Annotated in this window: 13 protein-coding genes; 4 read left to right on the top strand and 9 right to left on the bottom strand. The window is 60.6% G+C overall.

The window, feature by feature from the left end:
- Nucleotides 1-51: 51 nt before the first annotated feature.
- Nucleotides 52-1,518 carry a M20 family peptidase gene (locus AC1RTP_RS28105; protein ID WP_498611945.1) on the bottom strand — a complete coding sequence of 489 codons (1,467 nt, stop codon included), beginning with the start codon at nucleotides 1,516-1,518 and terminating at the stop codon, nucleotides 52-54.
- A 14-nt stretch (nucleotides 1,519-1,532) separates the two neighbouring features.
- Entirely contained in the window at nucleotides 1,533-3,371 is a 1,839-nt protein-coding gene (locus tag AC1RTP_RS28100; protein ID WP_498611944.1) for an ABCB family ABC transporter ATP-binding protein/permease, read from the bottom strand.
- A 105-nt stretch (nucleotides 3,372-3,476) separates the two neighbouring features.
- Here AC1RTP_RS28100 and AC1RTP_RS28095 point away from each other — a divergent pair, with 105 nt between their 5' ends.
- The gene (locus AC1RTP_RS28095) at nucleotides 3,477-3,851 is read left to right on the top strand and encodes an acyl-CoA thioesterase (RefSeq protein ID WP_498611943.1); all 375 of its coding nucleotides are present in this window, start codon (nucleotides 3,477-3,479) and stop codon (nucleotides 3,849-3,851) included.
- A gap of 5 nt (nucleotides 3,852-3,856) precedes the next feature.
- The gene (locus AC1RTP_RS28090) at nucleotides 3,857-5,404 is read left to right on the top strand and encodes an alkaline phosphatase D family protein (RefSeq protein WP_498611942.1); all 1,548 of its coding nucleotides are present in this window, start codon (nucleotides 3,857-3,859) and stop codon (nucleotides 5,402-5,404) included.
- Here AC1RTP_RS28090 and AC1RTP_RS28085 read toward each other — a convergent pair.
- The 5 genes from AC1RTP_RS28085 to AC1RTP_RS28065 form a co-directional block, all read right to left on the bottom strand.
- Nucleotides 5,401-5,808: a glycoside hydrolase family protein gene (locus AC1RTP_RS28085; protein ID WP_498611941.1), complete on the bottom strand. Its 408-nt coding sequence runs from the start codon at nucleotides 5,806-5,808 to the stop codon at nucleotides 5,401-5,403. The two genes, AC1RTP_RS28090 and AC1RTP_RS28085, sit on opposite strands and share 4 nt — an antisense overlap.
- A gap of 84 nt (nucleotides 5,809-5,892) precedes the next feature.
- Entirely contained in the window at nucleotides 5,893-7,563 is a 1,671-nt protein-coding gene (locus AC1RTP_RS28080) for a long-chain-fatty-acid--CoA ligase (protein ID WP_498611940.1), read from the bottom strand.
- A 26-nt stretch (nucleotides 7,564-7,589) separates the two neighbouring features.
- The gene (locus tag AC1RTP_RS28075; protein ID WP_498611939.1) at nucleotides 7,590-9,284 is read right to left on the bottom strand and encodes a long-chain fatty acid--CoA ligase; all 1,695 of its coding nucleotides are present in this window, start codon (nucleotides 9,282-9,284) and stop codon (nucleotides 7,590-7,592) included.
- 159 nt (nucleotides 9,285-9,443) lie between these two features.
- The gene (locus AC1RTP_RS28070) at nucleotides 9,444-10,574 is read right to left on the bottom strand and encodes an aminopeptidase (RefSeq protein WP_498611938.1); all 1,131 of its coding nucleotides are present in this window, start codon (nucleotides 10,572-10,574) and stop codon (nucleotides 9,444-9,446) included.
- 9 nt (nucleotides 10,575-10,583) lie between these two features.
- On the bottom strand, nucleotides 10,584-12,638 hold the full coding sequence (locus AC1RTP_RS28065) for a molybdopterin-containing oxidoreductase family protein (RefSeq protein ID WP_498611937.1): 2,055 nt from the start codon (nucleotides 12,636-12,638) through the stop codon (nucleotides 10,584-10,586).
- Between the two features lie 96 nt (nucleotides 12,639-12,734).
- On the opposite strand from AC1RTP_RS28065, the gene AC1RTP_RS28060 reads away from it, so the two are divergent.
- Nucleotides 12,735-13,928 (top strand): M20 aminoacylase family protein, encoded by a 1,194-nt coding sequence (locus AC1RTP_RS28060; protein WP_498611936.1) that lies wholly within the window; start codon nucleotides 12,735-12,737, stop codon nucleotides 13,926-13,928.
- On the opposite strand, the gene AC1RTP_RS28055 is transcribed toward AC1RTP_RS28060, so the two are convergent.
- Nucleotides 13,925-14,815: an NAD(P)-dependent oxidoreductase gene (locus AC1RTP_RS28055; RefSeq protein ID WP_498611958.1), complete on the bottom strand. Its 891-nt coding sequence runs from the start codon at nucleotides 14,813-14,815 to the stop codon at nucleotides 13,925-13,927. The genes AC1RTP_RS28060 and AC1RTP_RS28055 overlap by 4 nt on opposite strands.
- 149 nt (nucleotides 14,816-14,964) lie before the next feature.
- On the opposite strand from AC1RTP_RS28055, the gene AC1RTP_RS28050 reads away from it, so the two are divergent.
- Complete coding sequence (locus AC1RTP_RS28050) at nucleotides 14,965-15,510, top strand: acyloxyacyl hydrolase (RefSeq protein WP_498611935.1); 546 nt, start codon at nucleotides 14,965-14,967, stop codon at nucleotides 15,508-15,510.
- 66 nt (nucleotides 15,511-15,576) lie between these two features.
- Here the strand turns inward: AC1RTP_RS28050 and AC1RTP_RS28045 are convergent, their stop codons facing one another.
- Complete coding sequence (locus tag AC1RTP_RS28045) at nucleotides 15,577-17,301, bottom strand: M4 family metallopeptidase (RefSeq protein WP_498611934.1); 1,725 nt, start codon at nucleotides 17,299-17,301, stop codon at nucleotides 15,577-15,579.
- Between the last annotated feature and the right edge of the window lie 268 nt (nucleotides 17,302-17,569).

The following is a 17,569-nucleotide window of genomic DNA, read 5'->3' as shown; positions in this document are numbered from 1 at the left end:
GGCAGAGAAAGGGGACAAATGTCCATTTGCTCGACCTGACCCCGACTTTTTTTATGCACTGTTCTTCAGTAGCTGGTGGTAGAAGCGGATCATGTCGGCGTAGCCTTTGACCGACATGCGTTCATTGGTTCCGTGGAAGCGCGGCAAGTCTTCCGGCTTGGCGCGGACCGGGCCAAATTTGAGGACGCTGTCGCTCATGCCGTCGAAGTAGCGCGAGTCGGTGGCGCCGATCATCAGGCCTGGCGTCACGATCACGTCGGGGAATACCTGGCGGATGGTGCGGTTCACTGCGGCATACGGCGCGCCGTCTTGGCGGGCCACGCGTGAGGCTTCGGTGTTGAAGTCGCCATCGGGCTTGACGCGAATCTTGTCGTTGCCGATCACCTTGTGCATATGCTGCTCCACGTCGGCCAGCGTGTCGCCCGGCAGCAGGCGAAAATTGACCGTGGCGCTGGCGGTACCGGGCAGCACGTTGTCCTTTACGCCGGCGTTCACGATGGTTAGCGCGGTCGTGGTGCGCATCAGCGCGTTCGTGCTCGGGGTCTTGGCCAGCATGCGCTCCAGCATGGGCTTGAAGAGCCAGAAGTTCGAAAGGGCGACGCGGTTCATGCCTGTCATTTCCGGCGCCATCGTCTCGAAGCTTTGCTGCGGCAATCCTGCCATGCGCACCGGCATCGGGTTCGCTTCCAGTGCGACCAGGGCTTTGCTCATCATGCCGATGGCGGTGTCTTGTGGCGGCATGGAGGAATGGCCGGGCGCGGTGTCCAGTTCCAGCTTGTAGCTTGCGTAGCCCTTTTCCGCCATGCCGATCATGGCGGCGCCGGGTTCAAGGCCGGGCACCATGCCGTGCACGATCATCAAGCCTTCATCGAGCACATAATCGAGCTTGACGTTGCGCGACTTGAGCAGCTCGGCGATCTTCTTCGCACCGCGCTTGCCGCCCACCTCCTCGTCGGCGCCGTAGGCCAGGTAGATGGTGCGGCGGGGCTGATAGCCGGCGGCCAGCAGCATTTCGATCGCTTCCAACTGGGCGTACAGGTTGCCCTTGTCGTCCCAGGCGCCTCGGCCCCAGATGAAGCCATCCTGCACCACGCCAGCGAATGGTTGCTGCTCCCAGTTCTTCTCAGTGCCGGGCGCGATCGGTACTACATCCTGGTGCGCCATCCACATCACCGGGGCGGCGTTGGCGTCGCTGCCCTGCCAGGTGTAGAGCAGGGCATTGCCGTTGACGTTTTCGCGCTTCAACGTTGCATGCACGCGCGGGAAGCTGGCTTGCAGGTGGGCGTGCAGCTTGTCGAATTCGGCGGCGTTGGCGTCGGCGTCCTTGTAGTCGGAGATAGTCATGAAGCGCAGTGCTTCGCCCAGGCGCTGCGCCGCTGCGGCTTCGTCGATGGCCAGGGCTGGCGCCTTCTCCACTGCCAGCTGCTTGCTGCCGCCGCGCGCCGTATTGACGCCAACTGCAACCGCCGCCACGCCAATCGCCGCAAGGGCTACTGCCAGAACTTTTTTCACCGCCATCCCCGTCCTCCGAATTAGTTGACAAGCTCGCCGGTGGCCGGCGAGGACTGTTCCTGCTCTCCGCGCGCCTGCTGGCGCTCCCACATCTGCGCGTACAGTCCTTCGCGTGCGAGAAGCGCTGCGTGCGTGCCGCGTTCCACAATCTTACCGTGATCCAGCACCAGGATCTGCTGCGCGTCGGCGATGGTCGACAGGCGGTGCGCGATCACCATCGTCGTGCGGTTCTTGGCGATTTCCTTCAACTGCGCCTGGATCGCCTGCTCGGCCTTGGAGTCCAGCGCGGACGTGGCTTCGTCGAAGATCAGGATGGCGGGGTCCTTCAGCAGCGTGCGGGCAATCGCCACGCGCTGCTTTTCGCCGCCGGATAGCTTGAGGCCTCGTTCGCCGACCATGGTTTCGTAGCCGTCCGGCAGGCTGGCGATGAAGTCATGGATCGAGGCGGCGCGTGCGGCAGAAATGATCTCGTCCTTGCTGGCGCCGGGGCGGCCATAGGCGATGTTGTATTCGATGGTGTCGTTGAACAGCACCGTATCTTGCGGCACGATGCCGATCGCGTGGCGCAGTGAGTGCTGGGTGAGGTCGCGCAGGTCCTGCCCGTCGATCGTAATGCTGCCGCTATTCACCTCATAGAAGCGGTACAGCAAGCGCGATAGCGTGGATTTGCCGGAACCGCTATGGCCTACCACGGCGGTGGTGGTGCCAGCCGGGATCGTGAAGTCCACGTCGAACAGGATCTGGCGCTTCGGGTCGTAGCTGAAGTCGACGTGGTTGAAGCGTACTTCCGCGCCTTGTGGCTGCAGGGGCTTGGCATGGGCAGCATCGTCTACTTCGCGGTTCTCGTCCATCAGCGAGAACAGGCGCTCCATATCCGCCAGGCTTTGCTTGATCTCGCGGTAGATCACGCCGAGGAAGTTGAGCGGGATGTAGAGCTGAATCATGAAGGCATTCACCAGCACCAGGTCGCCCAGCGACATCTTGCCGTCGATGACGCCCTGCGTTGCGCGCCACAGGATCAGCGTAACGGCAATCGCGATAATGGCCGACTGGCCCGTGTTCAGCAGCGACAGCGAAGTCTGCGACTTGACGGCCGCCTTCTCGTAGCGCTGCAAGCCTTCATCGTAGCGATTGGCTTCGTAGTCTTCGTTGCCGAAGTATTTGACTGTCTCGTAATTCAACAGCGAGTCGATGGCCTTGGTGTTGGCCTTCGAATCGAGGTCGTTCATGGTGCGGCGGAAGTGGGTGCGCCAGTTCGTCACCAAAATGGTAAAGGTAATGTAGATCACCAGCGCCGAGAAGGTGATCACCGAGAACCAGATATCGTAATGCGTGACCAGGTAGCCCAGCACCAGCGTGATCTCGACCAGCGTTGGCAGGATATTGAACAGTGTGTACGAAATCAGCGAGCTGACACCGCGCGTGCCGCGTTCGATATCACGCGTCATGCCGCCGGTCTGGCGGTTCAGGTGGAAGCGCAGCGACAGCGAATGCAGGTGGCGGAACACTTTCAGCGCAATGGTACGCACTGCGCGCTGCGTGACGCGCGCGAACAGGAATTCGCGCAGCTCCGTGAACATGGTGGTAGAGAGGCGCAGCAAGCCATACGCCACAAGCGTCGCAAGCGGAAGCACCAGCAACGCCTGAGGATCGCCGGGCTTGATGGTCATATCGTCCACCAGGCGTTTCAGCACGATCGGCACGCTGACGTTGGCTGCCTTGGCGCCCACCAGCGCCAGCAAGGCGGCCAGCACCCGCCACTTGTAGACCCAGAGATAGGGGAGCAATGTTTTCAGAGTGGCAAGGTCGCCGCGCTGCGGGCCGGGTGGCGGTGGCGGAGTATTCGAATAACGTCGCATACGTGCATTGGCTGGCTGGTTTAAAATCCCATCAATTGTAGTCCTTCATGAGAATTTGCGATGAGCACCATAGAACAAACTTCCCGCGGCCTTCCTCCTGGAAAAATGCCTGAACTGCGCGTCATGCCCGCGCCATCCGATGCCAACGTGTACGGCGACGTATTCGGTGGCTGGATCATGGCCCAGGTCGACATTGCGGGTTCCCTGCCCGCCACCCGCCGCGCCAATGGCCGCGTCGCCACCATCGCCGTGAACTCCTTCCTGTTCAAGAACCCGGTATTCGTAGGCGACCTGCTCACCTTCTATGCGGACATCGTCAAGGTCGGCAACACCTCGATCACCGTCAACGTGGAAGTTTATGCAGAGCGCAACCGCTTGCAGGCCAATATCGTCAAGGTTACCGAAGCGACGCTGACTTATGTCGCGACCGGCCCTGACCGCAAGCCACGTCCGGTTCCGCCGTTGGAATCGCTGCTGTAACAACCATGCAGGACGGGCGCCGCCTGCTGCTCCAGACCGCGGCCCGCGTGGCCGCACTGGCAGTGCTGGCGCCCCATCTTCCCGCGCAAGCGCGCAGCGCCAGCAACGGTGCCTACCCTTTCACGCTTGGCGTCGCGTCCGGCGCCCCACTACCCGATTCCATCATCCTCTGGACACGGCTCCTGCCCGATCCACTGAACGCGGCATCGATGCCGCCCATCGCCCAGCAAGTGCGCTGGGAAGTCGCGCACGATGAGGCCTTCACCCGCATTGCGGCCAAAGGCACGGCGGTAGCTTCTCCAGCGCTGGCGCACAGCGTCAACGTCGACGTGCGCGGCCTGCAGCCGGACCACTGGTACTGGTATCGCTTCATGCTGGGCGACGCCGTCAGCCCCGTCGGCCGCACGCGCACCGCACCGGCGCCGGGCAGCATGCCCGCAGCGCTGAAGCTGGCCGTCGCCTCCTGCCAGCATTGGGAATTCGGCCATTACGCCGCGCATCGCCATATCGCGCAAGCCGCCCCCGACCTGGTGGCCTTCCTTGGCGACTATATTTACGAATGGGGACCGTACAGCCTGCAGCATCCGGGTTCCGCCCAGCGCCGCAATGAAAGCTTCACGCTGGAGGAATACCGCGCACGCTATGCGCAGTACAAGAGCGACCCGAACCTGCAAGCGGCGCACCATGCGGCGCCATGGTTGCTTACCTGGGACGACCATGAAGTCGCGAACGATTACAGCCTAACGCGCGACGAGCTGCTGTCGCCGGATTTTGCCCAGCGGCGCGAGGCCGCTTACCAGGCCTACTTCGAACACCAGCCGCTGCGCGCACAGCGCATGTTCCAGCGCTACGACTGGGGCCAGCTGGCGCGCTTCCACGTGCTTGATACGCGCCGCTACCGTTCGATCCACGCCTGCCAGCCGAAGGGACGCGGAGGTTCAAGTTCGGTCTACCGCCGCGACTGCGCGGCGCTGGCCGACCAGCGCCGCACCATGCTTGGCAGCGATCAGGAACAATGGCTGGCGCAAGGCCTCAAGGAATCGAAGGCGCGCTGGAACATCATTGCCCAGCAAACGCTGATGGCGCAGATGTCGCAGGTGCCCCTGGCCGGCGACAGCGATGGCCGCTTCTGGACTGATGGGTGGGACGGCTATGCCGCCGCCCGTGTGCGCCTGCTGGATGCGGCCCGCAGCGCCAGCAATCCTGTGGTGCTTTCAGGCGACGTGCACACTTTCTTCGCCGCCGAATTACGGCGCGATCCCACGCGCGGGGCCAGCCCTGACAATCCCGTGGTCGCAACGGAATTCTGCGGCACATCGATCACATCCACCTCGCGCCCTCAAGCGCGTACGCAACAATACGTCGACATGAACCCAGGCCTGAAATTCGGCCGCAGCGACAAACGTGGTTTCATGCTGCTGGACTTGCGCCCCGAACGCGCCGCCGTCGCCTTCGAAGCGCTTGACGAGGTGCGCGATGCGAACAGCGGCTTGATAACGCTGGCGAGCTTCACGGTCGCCGACGGCAAGCCGGGTTCGCGCCGCGCAAGCTAGGCGCGGAAAGGCGCGCTTTCTTCCTTGCGGCGCGCGGCCAGGCCGGCATGCGGCAGCAAGCGGCCTTCCACGGGGGCGTTGATATTGCGCAGCATGGCGTCTGCCGCGCCGCCGAAATCGCCGACATCGATACGGCGCAGCACCAGCATCGCGCCGCCTGCGCCAAGATTGTATGTGTAACTGACCAGCGCATCGAACTGCGCTTGCGTGAGGGGATGGTGGCTGACCTGGCGTTGTACGGCGCGTTCGGCGCTGCGTACAGAGAGGTCGAAGGCTGCCTCGACCTGGTCGGGCGTCATGCCTGGACGGGAAACTTCGTAGTAGCCGCACAGGCCCTCGCGCTGTCTTAAAGCGCGGCGGCCTTCGGTACTGATGGTGAGTGCGAAATTATATAGTTGGCCCATATTGGTTCCGGAGGCTGCTCAGAGGTTCATTCCACTTTACAGCCGGTCCGGAGCCATTATTTGCGCCAGATCAATCGTGCCGGCTTATGCTGCTTTCTTTTCGTCGCGCAGCTGACGGCGAAGGATCTTGCCGACATTGGTTTTCGGCAGTTCGTCGCGGAACTCGATGTACTTCGGCTTCTTGTAAGCGGTCAGTTCATGCTTGCAGAATTCCATCAGCGCTTCTGAAGTCAGGTTCGGATCCTTGCGCACCACGAACAGCTTCACCGCTTCGCCGGAGTTTGCATCAGGCACGCCAACGCAAGCCACTTCCAGCACGCCAGGATGCGCAGCAACCACACCTTCCACTTCGTTCGGGTAGACGTTGAAGCCGGACACCAGGATCATGTCTTTCTTGCGGTCGACGATGCGCACGAAGCCGCGGTCGTCCATGATGCCCACGTCGCCGGTCTTGAAGTAGCCGTCAGGGGTGATCGACTTGGCCGTTTCTTCCGGACGGTTCCAGTAGCCAGCCATCACCTGCGGGCCGCGGATCGCGATTTCACCGGCGGAGCCAAGCGCCACTTCCTTGCCGTCGTCGTCCAGGATCGCCACTTCGGTCGAAGGAATCGGCACGCCGATGGTGCCGGTGAATTCCTTGATATCCACGCGGTTCGCAGTGGCCACAGGCGAGGTCTCAGACAGGCCGTAGCCTTCGATGATCGGGGTGCCGGTCACCTTCAGCCAACGATCGGCCACCGACTGCTGCACGGACATGCCGCCGCCATTGCAGATCTTGTAGCTTGAGAAGTCCAGCTTGGAGAAGTCAGGATTGTTCAGCAGCGCGTTGTACAGCGTGTTCACAGCAGGGAACACGGTCACCGGATACTTGGCCAGCTCTTTCACGAAGCCCGGGATATCGCGCGGGTTCGGGATCAGGATATTCATGCCGCCCAGCTTCCAGCCCATGAAGCAGGAAATGGTCAGCGAGTAGATGTGGTACAGCGGTAGCGCGGCCACGAACACCATCTGCTTGTCGCTCGGCGCCATCTGCAGCCAGGCTTCATTCTGCAGCATGTTCGCCACTACGTTACGGTGCAGAAGCACGGCGCCTTTCGAGACGCCGGTAGTGCCGCCGGTGTACTGCAGGAAGGCGATATCTTCCGGCTTCTGGTCGGCCGACTTCAGGGTCAGGCGCGAGCCTTCGGACAGCACCTGCTTGAAGGTCACGTGGCCAGGGATATCCCAGGCTGGCACCATCTTCTTCACATTGCGCACGACGAAGTTGACGATCATGCCTTTCAGGCCGCCCAGCAGGTCGCCCATCGAGGCCACGATCACGTGCTTGACCGGGGTCGACGCCACCACCTGTTGCACGGTGGTGGCAAAGTTTTCCAACACGATCACGGCTTCCGCACCGGAGTCGTTCAGCTGGTGCTGCAGCTCGCGCGGGGTGTACAGCGGGTTGACGTTGACCACGACATAGCCGGCGCGGATGATGCCCGCCAGCGCGACAGGATATTGCAGCACGTTAGGCAGCATGATGGCGACGCGCGCACCTGGCTTGAGGCCCTTGGACTGCAACCATGCGCCGAATTGCTTCGACAGCTGGTCCACCTCGGAGTAGGTCAGGAACTTGTCCATGCAGACGTACGCGTTGCGGCTTGCGAACTTCTGGAACGACTCTTCCATCAGGTGGGTCACGGAGCGGTACTGCGAAACGTCAATCTCCGCAGGCACGCCTTCGGGATAAGACTTCAGCCAGATTTTTTCCATCGTATTGCCTTTCGTGTCCTTGCCGCTTATGCAGCTTTCTTGTCGTCGGCAGGCTTCTCATCGCGCAGCATACGGCGCAGGATCTTGCCAACGTTGGTTTTAGGGAGCTCGGTGCGGAACTCGATATATTTCGGCTTCTTGTAGCCGGTCAGGTTTTGCTTGCAGTAGTCCATCAGCACTTCAGCGGTCAGGTTCGGGTCTTTCTTCACCACGAACACCTTCACCGCCTCGCCGGAATGCTCATCCGGCACGCCGATGCAGGCGCATTCCAGCACGCCCGGATGCGATGCCACCACGTCTTCGATTTCGTTCGGATAGACATTGAAACCAGAGACCAGGATCATGTCCTTTTTGCGGTCCACGATCTTGACGTAGCCGCGTTCATCCATCACGCCTACGTCGCCGGATTTAAAGTAGCCGTCAGCCGTCATGACCTTGGCAGTTTCTTCCGGACGGTTCCAGTAGCCGGCCATGACCTGCGGGCCGCGGATCGCGATTTCGCCAGCAGTGCCAAGGGCTACTTCCTTGCCGTCGTCGTCCAGGATCGCCACGTCGGTGGAAGGAATCGGCAGACCGATCATGCCGGAGAAGTCATTGCTGTCGAAGCGGTTGGCGGTTGCCACAGGCGCGGTCTCGGACAAGCCGTAGCCTTCCACGATGGTGACGCCGGTTGCGGCCAGCCATTTGTCGGCCACCGCCTTCTGCACCGCCATGCCGCCGCCATTGGCGACCTTCAGGCCGGAGAAATCGAGCTTGTTGAAGTCGGGATGGTTCAGCAGCGCGTTGTACAGCGTGTTCACCGCCGGCAGCATATTGAAGCGGTACTTGGACAGTTCCTTGATAAAGCCGCCGATATCGCGCGGGTTCGGGATCAGCACATTCACGCCGCCCTCGCGGATGCCCCACATCGCGCACACGGTCAACGCGAAGATGTGGTACAGCGGCAGTGCGCAGATGATGGTGCGTTCGTCCGCCGGCAGGTCGGCCAGCTTAGGCGCCGACCATGCCTGCATCTGCAGGATGTTGGCGATGATATTGCGGTGGGTCAGGGTTGCGCCTTTCGACACGCCGGTGGTACCGCCGGTGTACTGCAGGAAGGCTACGTCTTCGTGACGCAGTTCGACGGGCGTCATCTTCATGCTGCGGGCGTGGCCCAGCGCGTCCTTGAAGCGCACCGCGTTCGGCAGCGAGAACGGCGGCACCAGCTTCTTCACATTGCGCACGACGAAGTTGACGATCATGCCTTTCAGGCCGCCCAGCATCTCGCCCATATTGGCGACGATGATGTGCTTGACCTGGGTGCGCGGCAGCACCTGTTCCAGGGTGGTCGCGAAGTTCTCGAGGATGATGATGGCTTCCGCGCCGGAGTCGTTCAGCTGGTGTTCCAGCTCGCGCGGGGTGTACAGCGGATTGACGTTGACCACGGTGTAGCCGGCGCGCAGGATGGCGGCGATGGCGATCGGGTACTGCAGCACGTTCGGCATCATCACGGCGACACGTGCGCCCTTCTTCATGCCGCGGCTTTGCAGCCAGGCGCCGAGGCGCTTGGAGTGCTCGTCGAGTTCAGCGTAGGTAATGAACTTGTCCATGCACACGAACGCATTGCGCGACGCGAACTTCTGGAATGATTCTTCAAGCAGGTGAACCAGGGAGCGGTATTGCGTGGCGTCGATTTCTGCTGGGACGCCTGGGGGATACGACTTCAACCAGATTTTTTCCATCCTGTGCCTCTTTGTCTCGGTGTTATATGTTTTATTTGCGAAAATAGAACGACCGTGCTCTCCCGCACTCTAGATGCTATCGCGCGGGATGTAACAGGGCAAGCTATTTTCGGGATTTGGAACGCGTACTCTAGCGAGCCTCCGTGCTGCAAAGCAGCATCAATTGACGGCGCCCGGTTCCTTGGCTGCGGCGGCCGTTGTGGTTTCATTCACTTGCGCCAGAGAGCGTGCTAGTTCGTGCAGCCTGTCATGCCGTTCAACGGATGGCAGGTTACTCATATTCCGCACCGCAACATAAAATTGAGGGAATGCCTTCTCTTTCAGTAGCAAGGCGCGGAAGCCTGGCAGCAAATCATTATAGGTTGCAACAGATGCTAAATGGGCATTATTCAATGATTCCGTAAAGAATCGGTCGTAGCCGTTGTAGCCGCCCCAGTTCGCCTTGAGTTCCTTGTAGCCATCCTGCAGGGAAGCGAAGATGCGCGCCTTTTCCTCTCGCTTCTTCTTCACGGTCGCCTTGCTGGCGTAATTGTCGGCCAGCATTTGGCGATGCTTGACCAGCAGATCCATGAAGTCTTGCCGGCGCCCGTTGTAACGAGCGTAGGCTTCGCGCATGGCGTCATTGCCGTATAGCTCGAGCCAGCGATTCACGCCGGCCTCCTCCACCGCTGTAGCAAAGGCCTCGTTGAATTTGGAATCGCCTTGCACGTACACAACCTGGTGCGCCAGTTCGTGGAAGATCAGTCGCGCAAGTTCGGCATCGGAGTGATTGATGAAGGTGGACAGCAGCGGGTCGCTGAGCCAGCCCAGGGTGGAGTAGGCAGGCACGCCGCCGATCTGCACATCATTGCCCTCCTTGCGCAGTTCGTCGGCGAAGGCCTCGGCATCGGCCTTGCTGTAGTAGCCCCTGTAGCTGACGCAGCCGGCAATCGGGAAGCACCACTGTATCGGCCGCAGCGACAGTTCGGGCGTAGCGACCACATTCCACAGCACATAAGGCCGGTTCAGCGGCGCATAGTTCTTGTAGCTTGCGTTATCCGGCAAGCCGAGTTCGCGCACAGCAAACTTGCGGATCAGCTTGGCTTTTTCGAGCCGGGCTTTGAGCTTGGGATCGGTAGAAGGATCGCCCAGCCAGTCATCGACCGGACGGGCGTCAGACCAGAGCGCGTACTGTCCCTGGGCGGCCTGGAAGTAATACTTGAATTGCGCACAACCCGCCAGGAGCGCCGCGCACACACCCGCCGTCGCCAGATATCTGGCGCGCAGTTTCAGGTGTGAAAACGAGCGCATAAATCATTCTCAGGCAGCTTTCTCGACTTGGACCAGTGTATCGTAAAACGTTGGTGCACGACCCATGTCAGTCAGCCGTTGGCTGGTGACCTCGTTGGCGTTCTTGCCATCTCCCGCCAGCTTCTTCCACCATATCGATAGACCTACAACCAGGCCCTGCCGGGCCTTCGGCGTCACGCGCGCCTTGCACACGAAGGAGCCGCGATCGTTGAAGATGCGCACCATATCACCGTGGTTGATGCCACGTGTTGCCGCATCGTCAGGGCTGATGTCGAGGTGCGGTTCGCCCTCCGTGGCACGCAGGCTTTGCACGTTGACAAAGGTGGAGTTGAGGAAGTTGCGCGCCGGCGGAGATATCATCGCCAGCGGGTATTTTGCCGCCAGTTCAGGGGAAGATGCTGCAGATTCGTAGTTCGGGATATAGGTAGGCAGCGGGTCAAGGCCATCCGCCTTCATGCTTTCTGAATAGAATTCACATTTTCCGGATGGTGTGGGGAAATTGCCGCATGCAAAGGGCGCGTCTGGAACTTCCAGTTTCTGCCAGCCCTTCTTCTTGAGTGACTCCCAGTCAACAGACACAAAAGCCACCGATGCGAGCTCATCGTCGCTGTCGCGGAAGCATGGATCCTCAAGGCCCATACGCGCCGCCAGCAAGCGGAAAATTTCAGTGTTCGGCTTGGCTTCGCCCATCGGAGCGATGGCCGGGTTGTTGGCCATCATGTACAGGTGGCCGTAGGCGCTGTGCGCATCGGTGTGCTCCAGCTGCGTAGTGGCGGGCAGCACGATATCCGCGTAATCGGCGGTGTCCGTTTGGAAATGTTCGAGCACGACAGTGAACAAGTCTTCGCGCGCAAAGCCGGCTTGCACTTTGTTCGAGTCCGGCGCGACTGCAAGCGGGTTCGAGTTGTAGACGATGACGGCTTTCACCTGCGGGCCGAATTCAGGGGACCCAGGGCGCAGCAGGTCGTCGCCGATGGTGCTCATATTGATGGTGCGCGGCTGTTTCGCCAGCAAATCCGGACGCTGCAGCGCAGCCAGGTTCTTCTTGAAAGTGCCGGAGGCCGAGAGCTGCACGCCGCCCGCTGCGTGGCGCCATGCGCCGACCAGTGCGGGCAGGCAGGCGATATTGCGCACCGACATGCCGCCACCATGCACGCGCTGCACGCCGTAATTCATGCGGATCGCCACCGGCTCGCCGCGCTTGGCGGTTTCGCCATATTCGCGCGCCAGGCCTTCCACCTCTTCGACGGTGATTCCGCAGGTAGCGGCAACGCGCTCAGGCGTCCATTCGGCGACACGCTGGCGCAGCTCCTCGAAACCGATGGTGTAGTCGGCAATATATTCGTGGTCCAGCAGGTCGTCGCGCACCAGGATATGCATCAGGCCCAGCGCCAGGGCCGCATCGGTCCCTGGCATCAGGGCGATGTGCTGGTGGCATTTGTCGGCCGTCAGTGAGCGATAAGGGTCGATCGCGATCAGTCTGGCGCCGTTGCGCTTCGCTTCCTGTGCACGGGTCCAGAAATGCAGGTTGGAAACGATCGGGTTGCCGCCCCAGATAATAATCAGCTTGGCATTCTGGAATTGCTCGATATCGGTGCCGATCGAGGCGCCAACCGTGTATTTGTAGCCGGTAGCGCCCGCAGTCGCGCAAATAGTGCGGTCCAGCAGGGAGGCGCCGATCTTGTGGAAGAAGCGGGACGACATCGAATCGCCCTGCACCAGGCCCATAGTGCCCGCGTAGCTGTAAGGCAGGATGGCTTCCGGCTCGGTCGCCGCCAACGGCTTCAGGCGGGCTGCAATCTCATCCAGCGCCTCATCCCAGCTGATACGCTCGAACTTGCCCTCGCCCTTCTTGCCGACGCGGCGCATCGGATACAGCAGGCGGTCCGGCGAATAGGTGCGCTCGGTATAGCGGGAAACCTTGGTGCACAGCACGCCGGCAGTGGTCGGATGGTCGGGATCGCCCTTCACTTCGGTCGCCACGCCATTCTCGACGGTAACGAGCAGGGCGCAGGTATCAGGGCAATCGTGCGGGCAGGTGGCGCGGACTTGTGTTTGAGACATCTTGAACCAGTTTATCGACGGCAGAAAACAGTATCGTAAACGATTCCAGAAAATCGCATCGGGAGGCTAGAATGGCAAGATCGATGGAGAAAAACAATGAAACTGATCGACCCGATTATTGCGTTTCAACCCGAGTTGCAGCAGATCCGACGCGACCTGCATGCCCACCCGGAACTCTGCTATGAAGAAGAGCGTACCGCCGACGTGGTGTGCGCCAAGCTGACCGACTGGGGCATTCCCTTCGAGCGCGGCCTGGGCAAGACCGGCGTCGTTGGCATCATCAAGAACGGCACCTCCGGCCGCGCCATTGGCTTGCGCGCCGATATGGATGCCCTGCCTATGCAGGAAATCAATACCTTCCCACATGCCTCCAAGCACGCGGGCAAGATGCACGCCTGCGGCCATGACGGACATACCGCCATGCTGCTCGGTGCGGCCCACCATCTGGCCAAGGACCGCAACTTCGACGGCACCGTCTACCTGGTGTTCCAGCCTGCCGAAGAAGGCGGTGCCGGCGCGCGCGAAATGATCAAGGATGGCTTGTTCGAGCGCTTCCCGATGGATGCGATCTACGGCATGCACAACTGGCCGGGTTCCGCGACCGGCACCCTGAGCGTGTGTGAAGGCCCGATGATGGCGTCCTCCAATGAATTCCATGTGACCGTGCGCGGCAAGGGCGCCCACGCGGCCCAGCCGCACAAGGGCATCGACCCGATCATGATCGCGGTGCAGATTGCGCAGGCCTGGCAGACCATCGTCACGCGCAACAAGAGCCCACTGGATACGGCCGTGCTGTCGATTACCCAGATCCATGCCGGCAGCGCGACCAATGTGATCCCCGACGATGCGAAGCTGGTCGGCACCGTGCGCACTTTCACTACCGAAGTGCTGGATATGGTCGAACAGCGCATGCAGTCGCTGGCCGAAGGCATCGCCGTCGCCTTCGATGCAGAGGTGGAGTTCACCTTCCGCCGCAACTACCCGCCGCTGGTGAACCACGCGAAGGAAACCCAGTTCGCACTGGGCGTGATGAAGTCGGTCGTTGGTGATTCCATGGTTGACGGTCACGTTGAACCGACGATGGGCGCCGAGGACTTCGCCTTCTTCCTCCAGGAGAAGCCAGGCTGCTACATCTTCATCGGCAACGGTGAAGGCGACCACCGCGATGGCGGTCATGGACTCGGGCCCTGCGTGCTGCACAACGCCAGCTACGACTTCAACGACAATCTGCTGCCGATCGGCGCCAGCTTCTGGGTACACCTGGCAGAAGCTGCCCTGCCTAAAGACTAAGGCAGCTTGTCGGCCTGCGTGCCGACGCGCACGCCATCATTCAGTTGCTCGAGTGCAAGCAGCGCGGCTGAATGGTCGGCACGCGGATACACGTCCTTGATCGATTCATAGCGCTCCGTTACCAGGCTGGTGACTGGTAGCGCCACGCCCGCCGCCGCCGCAGCGGCAAGGATATTATGCTGGTCCTTCAATTGCGTGAGCACCTGCCCGCCAGGCAGGAAATTCCGCTCAAGCATGCGCTGCCCATGCACCTCCAGCACGCGGCTTTCCGCAAAGCCGCCGCGGATCGCCTCGCGCACTGCGACGGGATCAGCACCCGCAGCCTGCGCCAGCAGCAATGCCTCTGCCACGATATTGATGGTGCCCCCGACGATCAACTGGTTGCACAGCTTCGCCACCTGCCCGCTGCCTGCGGGACCAACCAGTTTGGGCTTGCCCATTGCGTCCAGCACCGGCCGCGCCGCTTCGAAATCCGCCGCGTTGCCGCCCGCCATGATCGCCAGCGTGCCCGCCTGCGCACCGCCAACACCGCCCGACACCGGCGCATCGATGAAGCGATGTCCGCGCGCGGAGAGCAACGCATGGAAGGCCTGCGCTTCGTCCTGGCGCGTGGAACTCATATCGATCCAAAGCGTGTTCGGACGCAGTGCATCGACAGCCGCCTCGATTACGCCGCCGACCGCATCGCCCGCCGACAGCATCGACACCACGACGGTCGCATCGGCCACCGCATGCTTCAGCACGTCATCCGGATCAGCACCGGCAGCAGCCAGCACACCCGCCTTGCCGGCCGTACGATTCCAAACCGTCACCTTATATCCAGCGGCCAGCAGACGGAGTACCATAGGTTCACCCATCAACCCAATTCCAAGAAATGCAATTCGCAGAGGATGCGTCACGATAAGCTCCAGTAATACTAACGTTGCAGTGATTCTAACTATTGTAGCGGCGCCTGAAAAAAAATCAGAACGAACGTAGAATGCCCACCATTGCCGCAGCAAATATAAGGACTGTGGCAAGGACTAGAGAGAAAAACATGCAAATCAAAAAACTGTTCGCAGCTGCTGCGGTGGGAATTGCAGCGCAATCCGCTTTTGCCTTCGATGTTAATTCAGCCTATGCGGAGTATGGCACCGCATCCAGGGTGCGCATGGCGCGCCTGGGCGCCACCCAGGACTTCAAGCCGGAATGGAGCTGGTTCAATTCCAACGGCACCCACCTCGCGGGCTACTGGGACGCCAGCGTGGGCTACTGGCAGGAACGCCAATGGAACAATGTGCCTGGCGATAAGAAGAGCCTGGGCGATATCGGCATCACGCCGGTGTTCCGCTTCGAAAACACCAACAAGAAGGGCTTCTACGTTGAAGGCGGCATTGGCGCCCACTTGCTCACCAAGACCTATAACAACAACGATGATCACTTGTCGACCGCGTTCCAGTTCGGCGACCACATTGGCGTAGGCTATGTGTTCGACAACCGATGGGAAGTCGCCCTTAAGGCGCAGCACTTCTCCAATGGCGGCATCAAGAGTCCGAATAGCGGGGTCAATTTCATCGTGATGAAAGTGGCGTACCGCTACTGATCCAAACACACAATAAAAAAACCGCCAGGTCACCCTGGCGGTTTTTGTTTGGGGCTACTACGCAGCTTATTCTGCCACGTCGGCGCCCACGTTGATTGCCGCGTAAGCGCGCATCACGGCTTTGGCTTCCTTGCTGCCCACGCCATACAGTTCCTGCGCTGCCGCGATCGCTGCGGTACGTGCGTTAGCGTAGGTCGACGATGCGGTCAGCTTGGTGGTGTTGGCGCGGAACCAGATGCGGTATGCCTTGTCGATGCCGATACCGGTCATGTTCTTAGGCGCCTGCACCAGGTACTTCGAGTAGTAGTCGCTGGTGGTGGTGGCATTGGAACCCATGGCCAGGAAGTAGAACATACGGTTGTTAGGACCGCTGCTGTAGTGCGGATCCAGGCGCTTCAGGGAAGTGGTCCATGCGTCTGGCGACGAGCCATCCTTGGATGGCTTGTACAGCCAACGCAGTGGGGTGCCGGACTTCGAGATTTCCTTACCCATCATCCAGTCGTTACCTGCGTTGATGATGGAACCGGTGCCGCCGTTGCGTGCGTAAGCTTCCACTGCTTCGCCGTTGATGTCGGACGACGATTCGTTCAAGCCGCCGGATTCGCCGCGGTAGGTCAGGTTGGAGGTCGCAGCGGTCACGCCGTGGCCCATCTCGTGGCCGATCACGTCGATCGAACCCAGGCTGTAGAAGCTAGAGCCGTCGCCGATGTACATGCACTTGCAGGTGTCGGTGTAGAAGGCGTTGTCGTAAGCGGTGCCCACGTGTACGGCGATGTAGGTCGCGGTGTTGTTACCGTCCAGCGACTTCCAGCCCAGCACGTTGTTCATCGTGTCGTAGGTGTTCTGCAGGCCCCACAGTGCGTTCACTGCAGCGGTCTGGCCGTTGGCATTGGTGGTGCTGCCGCCGTTGATGTAGTTCTGGCCATCGCCCCATACGTTGGTGCTGTTGGTGTAGATCACGCCAGGGGTTGGGTTGGAGGTCGACGCGTGGTTGGCGTTGGTGATCGCCATGCCGCCGAACTGGCCGCCCACACCGCGGGTGGAATCCAGCATCTGGTAGGTGGAGCCGCTCAGGGTGGTCTGGATAGGCACGTCGCCGTTGTACTGGCTATGGCCGGTGCCAACCAGGCTTTGCACCATGTTCCACTGATCCAGCACGCTGCCGTCCTTGGCGCTCACGATGGTGTTGTGGAATACGGCTTCCTGGCCTTTGGACATACGGGTCTTCACCAGGTATGCCAGCTCGTGGTGGTCGACCACGTCTTCCACGTCCAGCGCGTTCAGATCAGCTTCGGCCTTTTTCTCAGCGCCGGCAACGCGCACGGTCTTCATGACTGGGAAGATGACCAGTTCAGCCGATGGCGGGTCGATGTCAGCGCCGGCAGCGAGGGTCTTCTTCGCTTTGCCGATTGCATCGGAACCGGAAATGGTTGGCTTCACGTTGAATCGCTTGGCCGACAGGCCGTTACGGCGGTCGCTTTGCGCTTCGCTAACGATGTTACCGCCTTTGTCGGTAACGATCACGGATTCGGATTCGAAAATACGCACGCCCTTGTAGGTGTGGTGCATGCGGTTGATTGCATGGCCTTCAGCGCCTGGGTGCTGGGAGGCGATGGCGTAGCCGTGGTCAGTATCCAGGCCAAACTTACCGCGCTCGCCGTTCAGGGTCGAAATCAGGCGCGCTTTTTCTTGTGCGGAGAATGCAACTGGGCTAGCCATGGTGCTGGTGGCACCGGCTTGCGCTGCAACCAAAGCGATCGCGGTAGCGATCAGGGTCTTGCGAATTTTCATGAATGCTCCATTAATCCCGTGTCGGTTTTGTGTTTGTCGTCCGATTTTTTCGGCTCGAACTTCAACACTAGCTGGGTTCTTTGGAGAAATCAAAAATTCTACAAATTAAGACAGTTTCATGACAACAGTCTTAAATTAGACTATCGAAAGAAAAGTGCCTAGATTCTTACGCTTTGCCAGTTTGCCAAAGCAAAAAGCCCGCTAACACACGTTAGCGGGCTTTCAAATAAGAGCCTGACGATAACCTACTTTCACACTGGTTGCAGCA

Source organism: Pseudoduganella sp. GW821-FHT11H04 (genome assembly GCF_058807935.1).
Note: the sequence above shows the minus strand (reverse complement) of the source record. Positions and strands in the feature narration are given on the sequence as shown.

Excerpts from the sequence above, each read along its gene's own strand:
- AC1RTP_RS28105 (WP_498611945.1), bottom strand. The coding sequence starts at position 1,518 with ATGGCGGTGAAAAAAGTTCTGGCAGTAGCCCTTGCGGCGATTGGCGTG.
- AC1RTP_RS28100 (WP_498611944.1), bottom strand. The coding sequence starts at position 3,371 with ATGCGACGTTATTCGAATACTCCGCCACCGCCACCCGGCCCGCAGCGC.
- AC1RTP_RS28095 (WP_498611943.1), top strand. The coding sequence starts at position 3,477 with ATGCCTGAACTGCGCGTCATGCCCGCGCCATCCGATGCCAACGTGTAC.
- AC1RTP_RS28090 (WP_498611942.1), top strand. The coding sequence starts at position 3,857 with ATGCAGGACGGGCGCCGCCTGCTGCTCCAGACCGCGGCCCGCGTGGCC.
- AC1RTP_RS28085 (WP_498611941.1), bottom strand. The coding sequence starts at position 5,808 with ATGGGCCAACTATATAATTTCGCACTCACCATCAGTACCGAAGGCCGC.
- AC1RTP_RS28080 (WP_498611940.1), bottom strand. The coding sequence starts at position 7,563 with ATGGAAAAAATCTGGCTGAAGTCTTATCCCGAAGGCGTGCCTGCGGAG.
- AC1RTP_RS28075 (WP_498611939.1), bottom strand. The coding sequence starts at position 9,284 with ATGGAAAAAATCTGGTTGAAGTCGTATCCCCCAGGCGTCCCAGCAGAA.
- AC1RTP_RS28070 (WP_498611938.1), bottom strand. The coding sequence starts at position 10,574 with ATGCGCTCGTTTTCACACCTGAAACTGCGCGCCAGATATCTGGCGACG.
- AC1RTP_RS28065 (WP_498611937.1), bottom strand. The coding sequence starts at position 12,638 with ATGTCTCAAACACAAGTCCGCGCCACCTGCCCGCACGATTGCCCTGAT.
- AC1RTP_RS28060 (WP_498611936.1), top strand. The coding sequence starts at position 12,735 with ATGAAACTGATCGACCCGATTATTGCGTTTCAACCCGAGTTGCAGCAG.
- AC1RTP_RS28050 (WP_498611935.1), top strand. The coding sequence starts at position 14,965 with ATGCAAATCAAAAAACTGTTCGCAGCTGCTGCGGTGGGAATTGCAGCG.
- AC1RTP_RS28045 (WP_498611934.1), bottom strand. The coding sequence starts at position 17,301 with ATGAAAATTCGCAAGACCCTGATCGCTACCGCGATCGCTTTGGTTGCA.